Raw genomic sequence first — 13366 nt, 5'->3', positions numbered from 1 at the left:
GGCGGCCCCTGCTCGCACTCACTGTATTGATTCCCGTGCTCAACGTGAAATTCCCGCCTGGACATCCTCCGCGTGAGCCCAGGGCTCAAGGAGCGCGTGATCGGTGATCAGGGTCAGCGCAGGGGCCGGCCCTCGCGGGGGTGGTGGGGCTGGATGCCCTTGTAGGCGAGGTCGATGCGCTGCTTGAGGCGGCCGGCGCCGCGGGCGGGGAGGCTCCAGGTGCCGTCGACCTGGACCAGCCGCACGCCGGGGGAGTCGAGCCAGCGCAGGATGCACTCGGTCTCCTCGGCGCCCGCGGCCGGGAGGGGCCCAGGGCCGGGGGACACGGTCTCGGCGGTCGCCACCAGCGCGTCGACGTACGGGGTCGGATGGGCGCCGCGCGGCATCACGCCGGCGGCGGCGAGCCGGCCGTGGCGGACGACGTGGATGTCCCACCCGCCGTCGAAGGCGGGGCTCGCCGCGATCAGCTGCGGGATGCCCGTGAGCGACCGCAGTCGCTGCATGCGCGCCACCGTGCGTACGTAGACGGCGAGCCGGTCACGGTCGAGGGCGGCCTCCTCGTAGCGCTGCTCGGCGGCCAGCCGCTCCATGCGGGTCTCAAGGGCCGAGAACACCGGGCCGGGATCGTGCTCCATGGCGGCCCTGGCGTCGTCGACGTGGCGCCGGTAGTCGTCGACGCTCTGCCGGCCCTCGCACGGAGCCCCGCAACGGCCCATCTCGGCCAGGGCGCAGGCGGCCCGCCGGGTGCGGGGGGTGATGCGCTCGGTGCACTGCCGGAGCGGCACGGCCTCGTGCAGCGCCGACCTGGCCTCCTCCGCGCCGCGTGCGGAGGAGAAAGGGCCGAGGTAGGTCGCCTGGTCGGCCTTGACCTCGCGCACGATGGACAGCCGGGGGAAGGGTTCATCGGTGAGCTTGAGCCAGACGACCTTCTCGGGGAAGCGCGACCGGCGGTTGTAGCGCGGCTTGGTGGCCCCGATGAGCCGCAGCTCCCTGACCTCGGCCTCCAGCCCGGTGGCGCACACGATCGGCCGGACCCGCTCTGCGATGCCGATCATCTCGCGGATGCGCGGGCGGGTCTCGCTCGCGGTGAAGTAGGACTTCACCCGCTGGCGCAGGTCGCCGCTCTTGCCGACGTACAGCGCCTCGCCGCGCTCGTCCTCGAAGACGTAGACGCCCGGGGTGCTGGGGATGCTCACCGCGAGGTGCCGCTTGCGCTTCTGCTCGGGCGTGGGGGCCCGCACGAAGCCCTTGAGCTCCTCCAGGGTCTGCACGCCGTAGGCCCCGACCCGCTCGATCAGCACGTGGAGCACGTCGACGGTCGCCTTGGCGTCGGCCAGGGCCCGGTGGCACGGCTCGGTGGTGCTCCTGAAGATCCTCGCCAGGGTGGAGAGCTTGCAGTTGGGCACCTCGTCGCGGGTGAGGACGCGCCGGGCCAGGTCGGCGGTGTCGACGACGGGGTTGGCGGGCGGGGGATAGCCGTGTCTCTGGCAGTTGGCCTTGATGAAGCCGACGTCGAAAGGGGCGTTGTGCGCGACCAGCGTGGCCCCGCGTACGAACTCCAGGAAGGACGGCAGGACCTGCTCGACGCGCGGCGCGGCCATCACCATCACGTCGCTGATGCCGGTCAGGACCGTGATGAACGGCGGGATGGGACGCCCGGGGTCGACCAGGGTGGCGAACTCGCCCAGCACCTCGCCGCCGCGCACCTTGACCGCGCCGATCTCGGTGATGGCGTGCTCCGCGGATGACCCGCCCGTCGTCTCCAGGTCGAAGACGACGAAGGTCACCTGGTCGAGGGGCGTGCCCAGCTCGTCAAGCGTTCCTTGAACCCCGATCTCCACGACCATGACCATACGAGCCCGGTCCGACAGTTCGCACCGGCGGTCCTTGATCCGGTCGCAACCCTAGACGTTCTTGGTCGTTATACGGCTGATGTTCGGATGCGCCTGATATATCGGCGATCCGATGGATCGACCTTTCACTCGCGGCGACCGTTCGGGCGACAGGACCGCCCACGTGCGGCGCCGCTCAAGCCCATCACTCACGGGGAGGCGCGTATGCGCAGGTCATCGTTATTGATCACTTCTTTGGCCCTGGCGGGGGCATCGCTGCTCTGGACCGCCGCTCCGGCCGAGGCCACCTCCACCCGGGCCGCGTCCGTCCAAGCCGCCCCGACCGGCGCCCAGAAGGCGAAGGCGTACGTCTGGTACCCCACCGGGATCAGACGCGGGGGCGTCGCGACGTTCCGCTACAAGGCCGTCCACCTCCGGCGGCTCACCGCCGACGGGCTGGTGCTCGCCGCGTACCTGCCGAAGAACACGGTGTCCAAGGTCCGTTTCACCTCCAAGCCGCCGCACGCGAAGTGCGGGTACTCCGCCTCGCGGGCGTACTGCGTGGTCCCGCTCCGCGGCAGGGACACCATCTCCATGACCATGCAGATCTCGATCAAGTACAAGTACGCCGGCAGGTACTACGTCGGTCACTACGCGAGGGCCGTCGGCCTTGAGTCGGGCCTGAGCACGCGTGACTACGTGGACGAGGTCTCCCGCGACGACCTCATCGCCAAGTCCAAGACGATCATCTCCTCGCGCTGACGCCGTGCCGCGCCGCGATCCCGGCTCAGTCCCAGTAGTGGCCGTCGAGCATGCTCTCGATCGCGGCGCGGTGCATCACCAGGTCGTTCGGGTCGTCCGGCAGGGCCAGCTCGCCGAAGTGGATCCGGCGGTGCCAGACGCGGGCCATGATGATCCCGTGGCGTAGGGCGGCGTACATCTCGTAGAACTCCATGTCCCTGGGCGCGTACCCCGACAGGGAGTGGTATTGCGCGCAGACGTCCTCGCGGGTCATGAAACCGGGAAGACCGGGCAGTCCCATGACATGAGTGACGTCCTGGAAGAACCGGTGGAGGAAGATCATCCACGCTATGTCGATCTCCCGTGGCCCGACCGCCGCCATCTCCCAGTCGAGCACCGCGACGGGCGTGAAGTCCCGGTACATCACGTTGCCGACGCGCGCGTCGCCCCAGCTGATCACGTCCTGGCCCGGGGACGCGGGCCAGTGGTCGTCCAGCCACGCGAACGCGTCCTCCAGGATGGGGATCCGCAGCGACCCGTGGGCCCACTCGTAGTACGCCCTCTGCTCGTTGACGTGCCGCCGCAGCGCCGAGTCGCCCGGATGGCGCGGCCGCAGGAAGGCCAGCTCCTCCGGCCGTACGGCCGCGTTGTGCAGCCGGGCGAGGATCTGCACGGTCCGCCTCTGCAGGCGCGCGAGGTCGGCGGGGGAGGCGTCGACCAGCCAGCCTTCGAACGTGTACGGCACGAGGTCGGGCGGGACGTCGCCCTCCTCCTGTTCCATCACGAAGAACGGCGAGCCGAGCGCGGCCGGGTCGGGCTCGAACCACAGGGTGCGGGGCGCGGGGACGGCGGCCCGCTCGCGCGCGAGCCGCATGACCTCGAACTGCTTCCCGAGGTCGTACTCGGGGAAGACCGGCACCGCCTCGGGGGCCGGGGCCATCCTCGCGACGCATCTGAGCTCCCGCTCGTCCGGGCCGCCGGTCCAGGACGCGGTGAAGAACAGCGTCTCGCTGGAGAGGCCGTTGCCGGACGGGCGCGACAGTTCGGACACCGACACCCGGGACGCCCCCGGGAGCCGGCCCGCGAGCCAGGCCCGCATGCGCTCGCGGAGTTCGCCCAGGTCACGGGTGGACGTACGCATTTCCCCGTTCTCGGCACGCTGGTCGTCCAGCCTCGGCATCGTCGTCTCCCTCATCCGTGGTGGCCCAGTCGTACATCGGTAGCAAGCGCTTGTCCATATGCCGTTCGCCTGCCGTTAACCGGGGCGCGAGGGGGTGCGGCGGCGGCTTCGGGGGCGGCGGGTGGTGAGGAACCGGGCGCCAAGCGCGCTGACCACGAACGCGCCAGCCGTACCCTTGTCGGATAGACGGAATTTGAATGGCCAGTCAGCTAGGGGAAGACGGATGAGTTCAGCCGGAGAAGGCCTGTCTCGCCCGCTGCCCGAGCAGGTGCGCTTACATGTCGTCGAGCTCGCCGCGCAGGTGCTCGGCTCGATGCAGCCCGCCGCGATCCCGCCTCCGCTGAAGGGCATCGCCAAGTTCGATCCGCGCAAGCGCGCCCGGCTGGGCAGCGCTCCGATCGCCGCGCAGCTGGAGACCGACAAGGAGTTCCGCGAGATCGTCGCCGAGGCGCTCCAGGAGGCGTGGCCCGAGCTGGTCGCGAGCCTGGAGGAGGGCAACGTCCCTCCCGCGGCCGAGCCGGTGCTCGTGGCGGCCGCCGCCTACCTCACGCGGCCTCCCGGGTGGCCCGCTCTCGTGGAGACCGCCCGCGCCGACCTGGAGCAGGCCGCCGCGGCGGCCGAGGGCACCGCCCAGGAGCAGACCGTCGTACGGCTGCGCGAGCAGCTCGCCGCGCAGAAGGCGTCCGCCAAGGACGAGACCGACCGGCTGCGCGAGCAGCTCAGGGTGTCCAAGGCCGAGATCGCCGACCTGCGGCGCAGGCTCCACGACGCCAGGGAGCGCGTCAGGGTGGCCGAGGAGCGGGCCGCCGAGCTGCAGGTCCGCGAGCAGGAGGCGAGGTCCGCCGTGACCTCGGCGACCAGCGCGACCGAGAGCGAGCTGCGCAAGCTGCGCGAGCGCCTCACCGACGCCGAGCGCCAGGTGGAGGCCAGCAGGCGCGCGGCGCGCGAGGGGCGCAGCATCGAGGACGCCCGCGTCCGCGTGCTCCTCGACAGCCTCCAGGACGCGGCGGCGGGGCTGCGCAGCGAGCTGGCCCTGCCCGTCGCGATCAGCAGGCCGGCCGACTCCGTCACCGCGGTGAGCCCCGGCCGCCCGTCCGTGCGCGCCGTGCCCGCACGCGCGCTCGCCGACGACGACCCGGCCCTGCTCGACCAGCTCCTGGCCATTCCGCACCTGCACCTGGTCGTCGACGGCTACAACGTCACCAAGACCGGGTATCCCTCGCTCACCCTGCTCGACCAGCGCTCGCGGCTGCTCACCGGGCTCGGCGGCCTCGCCGTGCAGACCAGGGTCGAGGTCACGTGCGCGTTCGACGGCGCGGAGCTGAACGGGCCGGTCCAGGTGTCGGCGCCGCGCGGCGTGCGCGTGCTGTTCAGCGCGCCGGGGGAGATCGCCGACGACCTCATCCGGCAGCTCGTCCGCGCGGAGCCCCCGGGCCGCGCGGTCGCCGTCGTCTCATCCGACCGCGAGGTGGCCGACTCGGTACGCCGCATGGGCGCCCGCCCCGTGCCGGCCACCCTCCTGCTCCGCCGCCTCAGCCGCGCCTGACCTTCCGGTGCCTCCCGGTTTGTCACCTGGCCGCGTCTGACCTCCGGATTCTCCCGGTTTGTCGTTTCCGCGCCCTGGTGTCTGGGGTACCCCCTGAACCCGCGCGCGTCAGGCAAACCGGGGTTGTCTTATTGAAACCAATTCCCGATGAAAAGGTGCAGTTAGCAGTGCGACTTCTGTAGGATCTCGCCCCAGGTTGTCTCACTTGTCTCACATGAGGGGGCTGGCGTCCCAGTGGTCGTGCGTGGCATCCGGGGAGTCCGGCGGGTTCCGGTGGCCGCCGGTCTCGTCGCCGCAGTCTTGTTTACGCAGGCAGGCGGGGCGGAGGCGAAGCCCAAGCCCACGGTCGCCCAGACCAAGGCGAGGCTCGCCAAGCTGAACGACCAGGCCGACAAGGTGGTGGACCGCTACAACCTGGCGGGCGAGCACTGGAAGAAGGCCCGCAAGGAGTACAACGACCTCAACGGCCGGCTCAAGAAGCAGCTCGACATCATCGAGGACCTGCGCGCCGGTCTGGTGTCGGTCGCGGTCAGCACGTACCAGTCGGGAGACCTGCTGGCCTGGCCGAGCCTCGTCACCCAGGGCGACCCCGAGTCGCTGCTGGCCGGGCTCGCCTCGGTCGACCAGATGTCCGCCGGCCAGTCGCGCACCCTGACCGAGTTCGAGAACGCCACCCGCTCGATCAAGGGCCAGCGCGACAAGGCCAAGGGCGCCTACGACAAGGCGATCAAGCTCCTCGACGACCTCAAGAAGCAGAAGAAGGACGTCGAGAAGCTGGTCGGCGAGCAGGAGCGCCTGCTCCGCCGCCTCAACGCCTACAACGCGGGAAACCCCAACAGCGCGGGCATCAAGTACACCGGCTCCGCCTCCGGCAACGCGCGCACGGCCCTCCAGTTCGCCTTCGCCCAGGTGGGAAAGCCCTACCGGTACGGCGGGACCGGTCCAGGCTCCTACGACTGCTCAGGGCTCACCCAGGCGGCCTGGCGGGCCGCCGGCGTCAGCCTCCCGCGCACCGCCGCCGAGCAGTACTCCTGGGGGGCTTCCCGCCGGGTCTCCCTCAACGCCCTGCAGCCGGGCGACCTGCTGTTCGCCTCCGGCCTCGGCCACGTCGGCATGTACGCGGGCGGCGGCAAGATGGTCCACGCCCCCCGCACGGGCGACGTCGTGAAGGTCGTCCCGCTCTCGTCCTACCGGGGCATCTTCGGCGCCGTACGTCCCTGAGCGCCCTGTCCTGACGCCGCGCGGGGGCGCGCAGGGGGCGAGGACGGCAGGTCCCTGTGCCGCCGGATCGGCCCGGCGAGCAGGACGAGGCCCGTCAGCGCGAGGGCTCCCGTGAGGATCCACATCGACGGCCGGACGCCGATCGCGTCGCCGAGCGCCCCGCCGATCAGGGCGCCCAGCGGGATCGTGCCGTAGTTGACGAACTGCATGCTGACCGAGACGCGGCCCATCAGCTCACGCGGGCAGTACATCTGGCGGAAGCTCGACTTGATGACGTTGCCGGCGACCACGCCCGCGACGACGCCGAGGCCGCCCGCCACCGCGAAGGCCAGGCCGGACCCCGGGCTCGCCAGCGGGATGAGCAGCCCGAACGGGGCTCCTGCCATCTCGCACGCGATGAGGGCGTGAGCGCTTCCGACGCGCCGCGCGATCCAGGTGGCGCTCGCGGCGCCGGCCACGCCGCCGAGGCTGGTCGCCGCGATCAGGACGCCCGCCGTGCCGGAGCTCACGCCGACCTCGCGGACCAGGAAGACGATGAGGATCGACTGATACCCGATGAGCGCGAGGTTGCTGACGGCCCCGAAGACCGTGAGCACGCGAAGGTAGGGGTCACGGGCGACGAAAGCCAGTCCCTCGCCGATCTCCCGCCTCAGCGTGGCCGACCGGCGTTCCCGGCTGACGGGCGCTTCGCGGGTCCGCATCGCGAGCAGGCAGAGCGCAGAGATCAGGAACGTCGCCGCGTCGACCAGCAGGCCGGTGACGGCGCCGAAGAGCTGCGCGACGATGCCGCCCACGCCGGGGCCCACGACCTGGGCGGCCGACTCGCCGCCCTGGAGCTTGGCGTTGCCCTCCGGCAGGTCGGCGTCGCGGACCACCGCGGGAAGGTAGACCTGGTAGGCGGTCTGGAAGAACACCTTCGCCGTGCCGGCGAGCAGCGCGACGGCCAGCAGATGGCCGATGGTCAGCCGGCCCCACCAGGCGGCGACCGGGACGCTGAGGAACAGCACCAGCGAGGCGCCGTCGCAGATCAGCATCACCGGCCGCCGGGGGAGGCGGTCGACCCACGCCCCGGCGGGAAGGCCGATGATCATCCAGGGCAGCCACGCCGCCGCCGTCAGCAGGGCCACGAAGAACGTGCTCGTGTGCAGCACGGTGATCGCGACCAGTGGCAGGGCCACACTGGTGAGGGTGCTGCCGAAGCCGCTGGCGGTCTCTCCGGCCCACAGCAGCCGGAAGTCGCGGTCGCGCAGCAGGCCGCCTCTGCGGCGGCGGACGGCGCCCGGGGCGGGGGGTCTGGTGACGGCTCCGCTCACGGCTGCCCCGGGACGCCGAAGGCGAACAGGAACACCGGGTCGCGCCGCTCCCCGTCGTCGGGCACTTCGCGGGTGGCCCACCGGCGCAGGAGGTCGTTGATCTGCTGCTCGATCTCGCTCAGCTCGGCCGGGGTCAGCCGCAGCCACTTGTCGGTGGAGAACGGCGCGTTTCGCCACATCGCCCGCTCGTCCTCGCCCGCGGCGTACCAGGCTCGCACGAGGTTGACGTGGTGGTCGAGGTTGAGGGACTCCGCCGCACTCGCGATGGCGGCGGACGCGGGGTCGCCGCCGAAGTCGGCGGTGGTCCAGCGCACCCCGGCCGACACCAGCCGCCACCAGCGCTCGCGGCGGTCGCGGGCAAGCTCGGGGGCCTCCTCGATGAGCTCGCTGGCGCCCAGCACCCGCAGGTGGTGGCTCACGTTGGCGACCGCCTGACCGGTGCGCTCGGCGAGCATGCTGGCCGTCGAGGGGCCGTCCACCTTCAGCACGTCCATGAGACGACGCCGCAGGGGATGCGCCAGGGCGGCCAGCACCCGTGAGTCGGTGATCGTGCGGATGTTCTCTTGGTCCATGGCATCAGGCTGACACGCGCAACAACTGCTGTGCAAGAGCTGTTGCGAAAGAGCGGTTGCGGAACCAGGCCCCTGCGGAAGATCGCCGACGCGTGGGGCCGGAGTGACGGATGTGACTCACAACTGGTGCTGTTTCGGGATATGTGAGGGGAATCACATTTAGGTAAACGAGGCCCCTGGTTTGCAGGGGATATCCGTTATTGATCACCCCTATTTGATCTACGGACTTGGCTCAGGCTTTGCCTCCAATTGAGGATCTGTGTAGTTTCTGGCCCGCGGCGAGCACGCCATGCCGTCGTGAGCAAAGCCGGTCGGCCGACCGGCGCCAGCAGAACGAATCCATTGGTCACCGCCGTCGAAAACAAGGCGCGAATCAGGACCGCGGGCAGCGGTGACCTGCCGAATCCGTGCGGCAAGGAGCACGGAGCCGGGGACCCAATTGGCCCTAAATGTGGGGTCAGGGGGTGAATCGGCGCCATTGGCGCCGTAGGGCGACTTCCAAGCCCGAATCCGTCAGCTAACCCGGTAGGCGTGAGTGGAAGAACCAAGGAGCGATCCTGTCCAGCACCACGCAAAACCCCCGTCTGTCTCGCTTCGCCCGCCTCTCCCTCGGCGGTGCCGTGCTCACCATGACGGCCTCCGCCGGGGCGGTCGCGATACAGGCGACGGCGGCTGACGCCGCCACGGTGGCCGCCCCTCAGAGCTCCTCCAAGCTGAGCAAGGCCGCCAGGCAGCGAATCAAGGCGCACACGGCCGTCTCCGCGGCCAAGAAGCAGCTCGGCGATCCGTACCGGTGGGGTGCCAGCGGCCCCGGCTCGTTCGACTGCTCAGGCCTCGTCATGTACGCCTGGCGCAAGGCCGGCGTGAAGCTTCCTCGCATCGCGGCCAGCCAGTTCCGCTCTGTGAAGAAGAAGATCTCCTGGAAGAACCTCAAGCCTGGCGACCTGATGTTCTTCAGCGGTCTCGGTCACGTCGGCATGTACGTCGGGCACGGCAAGATGATCCACTCCCCGCACAGCGGTGCGAGGGTGCGCATCGACAAGCTGAACGGCTACCGCAAGGTCAGCTTCGTCGGAGCCGTCCGCCCCGGAGCGTGACCCGCGTGCCAGGGGACTTCCCAGGACCGCTTTCCCGGGAAGCCTCCCCGCCCGCACGCTGACCACGCGACGGCCGTGAAGGCCCCGTCCACCTCCATCGAGGCGGACGGGGCCCTCGCGCGTCCCCGGCCGGTCCCCCGGCGGCCCTGACCCTCCGGATCATGGACAGGCCCACGCGCGTCCCGGCCGTACCGGGGACGGGCCTTCACCCGTCCGGCCGCACCCGGGACAGGCCTTCACACCTCCCGGCCTTTCCCGGGACGGGCCTTCAGACGTCTCCCGGCCGTACCCGGGACGGGCCTGGTTCGCCGGAGGCAGCGGGTAGATTGCCCGCATGCGCGTCGTCTGGCTCTGGGCCGCACTGGCGGGGCTGCTGGCCGCGCTGACGGGTCCTCCCGGCGCCGGCGGCCCGCTGTCCCTCGCGCACGCGGTGATCCGCGAGCATCCCGAGATCTGGTCAGGGGCCGAGGTGGTCCAGGGCGAGCGTTCCCTGGTCATCGGCCGGCCGGGCGGCGCTCAGGGCGGCGCGGGCGCCCCGGCCGGACCGGGCCTCGCGGGCCTGTCGGGCCTTGCGGGCCTGTCGGATCTCGCCCGCAGGGCCGACCGCGCGGCCCTGACCGTCGCCCGGGTCGCGGGGCCGGTACGGCCGCTGATCCTGGTCCCCGCGACCACCGATCAGGCCGCGCGGCTCGCCGCGCCCGCCACGGTGAGCGGGCTGGCGGCGGTGGCCGGCACCGATCGCGTGATCATCGAGCCGCGCTCCTTCGCCCGCCTGACGGACGCGGGCCGCGACGTCGTCCTGGCCCACGAGCTCACCCACGTCGCCACCGGGGCGGCGGCCGACGGCCACACCCCCAAGTGGCTGATCGAGGGGTTCGCCGACTACGTCGGCTACCTCGGCGCGGGGATCCCCGTGACGACGGCCGCGGCGGAACTGGCCGCCGAGGTGCGCGCGGGGAGCCCGCCTGCGGCGCTACCCGGCCCGTCCTCGTTCGCCGCCGGCTCCGCGCGCCTGGCGCAGGCGTACGAGGAGGCGTGGCTCGCCTGCCGGTATGTCGCGGGGCGCTTCGGCGAGCGTGCCCTTGTGACCCTCTACCGTGAGTCCATGCGAAGTGACCCGCGGACAGCGCTCGGCCGGGCTCTGGGGATGACCACGGAGGAGTTCACCGCCGCCTGGCGTGAGTACGTCCGGAGTGAGCTCTCGTGACGCCGCGGGCGCGCCCGAGGCGCGGCGCGGGCGAGGGGAGAGGGCCGGTGGTCACGGCGGCCGCGTGCCGGAGTCGCGGGGCCTGCGGGCCGGTGGCCACGGGGGCGGTGCGCCCGAGGTGTGCCGTGAGCGGCCGGGTGAGGAGGGCTGTCACGTGGCGGGGTTGATCGAGGAGGTTCGCGGCGTCGTGCGCACGGGCGGGGGAGCGCGCGCGGCGGGCATCGCGCTCGTCGCGCTCGGCGTGGCCGTGGCCGCGGTGGTCGCCGTCACCACGCCGTGGCGGTCCCTGCCGGGCGCCGCCCCGGCCGTGACGCCCGATCCCGCGCGCGACTTCACCCCCGGGCAGATCGCCCGCGCGGCCGCGTTCGACGCCGCCGTGAACGTCCCTGTGTACCTCTCGCTCGCGGTGACGCTGGTCGTGGCGGGCGTGCTGGTCCTCACGCCGTTCGGCGCGTGGGTCGTGGGCCGCCTCAGGGGCCCGTGGTGGCTGCGCGTCCTGCTCGGCGTCCTCGCGCTCTCGGCCGTGAGCCTGCTGATCAAGTGGCCGCTCGGCATGTGGTACGAGACCCGCCTGCGGGCCTTCGGCCTGTCCACGCAGCACTGGCCCGCGTGGTCGGCAGATCGGCTCAAGACCTTCGGCGTCCAGACCGTGCTGGTCGCGATCATGGTGCTGGCCGTCGTCTGGCTGGCGCGCCGGGCGCCGCGGCGCTGGTGGGTCCCGGCGGCGGCCGGGGCGTTCCTGCTCACCGTGGTCGCCTCGTTCGTCTACCCGGTGGTCGTCGAGCCGCTGTTCAACGACTTCACCCCGCTCCCGCAGGGACGGCTGCGCGACGACCTCATCGCCATGGCGAACCGCGACGGCGTCCCCGTGGAGGACGTGCTGGTCGCCGACGCCTCCCGCAGGACCACCGCGCTCAACGCCTACGTCTCCGGGTTCGGGGCGACGCGGCGCATCGTCGTGTACGACACGCTGCTGCGGGCGCCGGCGGGCGAGGTCGAGCTGGTCGTCGCCCACGAGCTCGGCCACGCCAAGAACGGCGACGTCCTCTACGGCACGCTGGTCGGCGCGCTCGGCGCCGCCGCCGGAGCCTGCCTGCTGTTCCTGGTGGTCTCGCTCCCCTCGCTGAGGCGCCGCGCGGGCGTCGGGTCGGCGGCCGATCCACGGGCGGTCGGGCTGCTGCTGGGCCTGATGAGCCTCGCCACCCTGCTCTCCGGTCCCGCGGAGAACGTCGTCAGCCGCCAGATCGAGGCCAGGGCCGACGTTCACGCGCTCGACCTGACCCGCGATCCTGCGACGTTCGCGGCGATGCAGAAGCGCCTCGCCGTGACCAACATCTCCGACCTGTCGCCCGACGCCTTCGAGTACCTCATGTACGCGTCCCACCCGACGAGCCCGCAGCGCCTCGCCCTGGCACGCTCCTGGGCCCGCCTGCACGGGCTGCCGGAGCCGTGACCCCGGCCGGGCGCGACCCCGGGCACGCGAGGACGCTGGTCGTGACCAACGACTTCCCGCCGAGGCCCGGTGGGATCCAGGCCTTCGTACACGCGCTCGCCGTACGCCGCCCGCCGGGCTCCGTGATCGTCTACGCCTCCCGGTGGGACGGCTGGGAGGAGTTCGACGCGCGCCAGCCGTACCGGGTCGTGCGGCACCCCACCTCCCTGATGCTGCCCGTGCCCGGCGTCGCCAGGCGGGCCGCCGCGCTCGTGCGCGAGGAGGCGTGCGACACGGTCGTGTTCGGCGCGGCGGCGCCGCTCGGCATCCTGGCGCCCGCGATGCGCGCGGCGGGGGCGCGGCGGGTGGTCATGCTGACCCACGGCCACGAGGCCGCCTGGGCGGGTGTGCCCGTCGCACGGGGCCTGCTCGCGAGGATCGGCGCGCACGCGGACGTGATCACCTACCTCGGCGACTACACCCGCGAGAGGCTGGCGCGGGTGATGCCGCCCGAGAGGCTCGTACGGCTCGCGCCCGGCGTGGACACCGGGGTCTTCCACCGGGGAGCGGGCGGCGCGGAGGTGCGGGCGTCGCTGGGGATCGGCGACCGGCCCGTCGTGGTGTGCGTCTCGCGCCTGGTCCCGCGCAAGGGGCAGGACACGCTCGTACGCTGCTGGCCGGCGGTGCTCGCAGAGGCGCCGGACGCCGTGCTGCTGCTGGTCGGCGGCGGGCCGTCACGCGCCGCCCTCGAACAGGCGATCAGCTCGGGCGGGCTGAGCGACTCGGTCATCGTGACGGGGTCGGTGCCGTGGAACCGCCTGCCCGCCTACTACGACGCCGGAGACGTGTTCGCCATGCCGTGCCGCACGAGGCTGGGAGGACTCGACGTGGAGGGCCTCGGCATCGTGTACCTGGAGGCGTCGGCGACCGGGCTGCCGGTCGTGGCGGGGGCCTCGGGCGGCGCGCCCGACGCGGTCCGCGAGGGCGAGACGGGCGTGGTGGTGGACGGCGAGGATCCGGCGGCCGTGGCGTCGGCCCTGACGGCCCTGCTGAAGGACCCGGTCCGCGCCCGCGAGATGGGCGAGCGGGGCCGGGCGTGGATCGAGCGGGAATGGCGCTGGGACCTGGTGGCCGAGCGGTTCGCCGAGGTGCTGGCCGACCCCGGCCTCACCGGCGCCGGCTCGGCCGAGGGCCTCGGATGACCTCTCAGCCGACCGCTCGGCTT

The 13366-nt window shown here is 72.3% G+C and carries 11 protein-coding genes and 1 riboswitch; of the genes, 7 read left to right on the top strand and 4 right to left on the bottom strand.

Features of this window, described 5'->3' with window-relative positions; all coding sequences use genetic code 11:
• Nucleotides 1-113: 113 nt before the first annotated feature.
• Nucleotides 114-1847: a DEDD exonuclease domain-containing protein gene (locus ACGFIV_RS13770; protein ID WP_392834803.1), complete on the bottom strand. Its 1734-nt coding sequence runs from the start codon at nt 1845-1847 to the stop codon at nt 114-116.
• A 228-nt stretch (nt 1848-2075) separates the two neighbouring features.
• On the opposite strand from ACGFIV_RS13770, the gene ACGFIV_RS13765 reads away from it, so the two are divergent.
• Nucleotides 2076-2594, top strand: coding sequence for a hypothetical protein (locus ACGFIV_RS13765; protein WP_358549364.1), 519 nt, complete (start codon nt 2076-2078; stop codon nt 2592-2594).
• 25 nt (nt 2595-2619) lie between these two features.
• On the opposite strand, the gene ACGFIV_RS13760 is transcribed toward ACGFIV_RS13765, so the two are convergent.
• Entirely contained in the window at nt 2620-3753 is a 1134-nt protein-coding gene (locus ACGFIV_RS13760) for a phosphotransferase family protein (RefSeq protein WP_358549362.1), read from the bottom strand.
• Nucleotides 3754-3976: 223 nt separating this feature from the next.
• Here ACGFIV_RS13760 and ACGFIV_RS13755 point away from each other — a divergent pair, with 223 nt between their 5' ends.
• Together ACGFIV_RS13755 and ACGFIV_RS13750 are read left to right on the top strand one after the other, a co-directional pair.
• Nucleotides 3977-5299, top strand: coding sequence for an NYN domain-containing protein (locus ACGFIV_RS13755; RefSeq protein WP_358549359.1), 1323 nt, complete (start codon nt 3977-3979; stop codon nt 5297-5299).
• A gap of 300 nt (nt 5300-5599) precedes the next feature.
• Nucleotides 5600-6520, top strand: a complete 921-nt coding sequence (locus ACGFIV_RS13750; protein ID WP_358549356.1) for an NlpC/P60 family protein — start codon at nt 5600-5602, stop codon at nt 6518-6520.
• Here the strand turns inward: ACGFIV_RS13750 and ACGFIV_RS13745 are convergent.
• Nucleotides 6487-7833, bottom strand: a complete 1347-nt coding sequence (locus tag ACGFIV_RS13745; protein WP_358549353.1) for an MFS transporter — start codon at nt 7831-7833, stop codon at nt 6487-6489. The two genes, ACGFIV_RS13750 and ACGFIV_RS13745, sit on opposite strands and share 34 nt — an antisense overlap.
• A complete protein-coding gene (locus ACGFIV_RS13740; protein ID WP_358549350.1) occupies nt 7830-8405 on the bottom strand; it encodes a helix-turn-helix domain-containing protein in 576 nt (191 codons plus the stop codon). The genes ACGFIV_RS13745 and ACGFIV_RS13740 overlap by 4 nt, the downstream gene beginning before the upstream one ends.
• A gap of 387 nt (nt 8406-8792) precedes the next feature.
• A riboswitch (cyclic di-AMP (ydaO/yuaA leader) is annotated at nt 8793-8952 on the top strand.
• Nucleotides 8953-9034: 82 nt separating this feature from the next.
• On the opposite strand from ACGFIV_RS13740, the gene ACGFIV_RS13735 reads away from it, so the two are divergent.
• From ACGFIV_RS13735 to ACGFIV_RS13720, 4 genes are all read left to right on the top strand, one after another.
• Nucleotides 9035-9502: a C40 family peptidase gene (locus ACGFIV_RS13735; RefSeq protein ID WP_392834724.1), complete on the top strand. Its 468-nt coding sequence runs from the start codon at nt 9035-9037 to the stop codon at nt 9500-9502.
• A 334-nt stretch (nt 9503-9836) separates the two neighbouring features.
• A complete protein-coding gene (locus ACGFIV_RS13730; RefSeq protein WP_392834720.1) occupies nt 9837-10709 on the top strand; it encodes a hypothetical protein in 873 nt (290 codons plus the stop codon).
• Nucleotides 10696-12162: a M48 family metallopeptidase gene (locus ACGFIV_RS13725; RefSeq protein ID WP_392834717.1), complete on the top strand. Its 1467-nt coding sequence runs from the start codon at nt 10696-10698 to the stop codon at nt 12160-12162. The genes ACGFIV_RS13730 and ACGFIV_RS13725 overlap by 14 nt, the downstream gene beginning before the upstream one ends.
• Nucleotides 12159-13343: a glycosyltransferase family 4 protein gene (locus tag ACGFIV_RS13720; protein ID WP_392834714.1), complete on the top strand. Its 1185-nt coding sequence runs from the start codon at nt 12159-12161 to the stop codon at nt 13341-13343. The genes ACGFIV_RS13725 and ACGFIV_RS13720 overlap by 4 nt, the downstream gene beginning before the upstream one ends.
• Nucleotides 13344-13366: the final 23 nt, after the last annotated feature.

It is taken from the genome of Sphaerisporangium sp. NPDC049003 (assembly GCF_043197795.1).
Taxonomy (GTDB): Bacteria; Actinomycetota; Actinomycetes; order Streptosporangiales; family Streptosporangiaceae; genus Sphaerisporangium.
This window is presented reverse-complemented; position numbering and strand designations above follow the sequence as displayed.

Coding starts and splice junctions, on each gene's coding strand:
- ACGFIV_RS13770 (WP_392834803.1), bottom strand. CDS start 1,847: ATGGTCGTGGAGATCGGGGTTCAAGGAACGCTTGACGAGCTGGGCACG.
- ACGFIV_RS13760 (WP_358549362.1), bottom strand. CDS start 3,753: ATGCCGAGGCTGGACGACCAGCGTGCCGAGAACGGGGAAATGCGTACG.
- ACGFIV_RS13755 (WP_358549359.1), top strand. CDS start 3,977: ATGAGTTCAGCCGGAGAAGGCCTGTCTCGCCCGCTGCCCGAGCAGGTG.
- ACGFIV_RS13740 (WP_358549350.1), bottom strand. CDS start 8,405: ATGGACCAAGAGAACATCCGCACGATCACCGACTCACGGGTGCTGGCC.
- ACGFIV_RS13735 (WP_392834724.1), top strand. CDS start 9,035: ATGACGGCCTCCGCCGGGGCGGTCGCGATACAGGCGACGGCGGCTGAC.
- ACGFIV_RS13730 (WP_392834720.1), top strand. CDS start 9,837: ATGCGCGTCGTCTGGCTCTGGGCCGCACTGGCGGGGCTGCTGGCCGCG.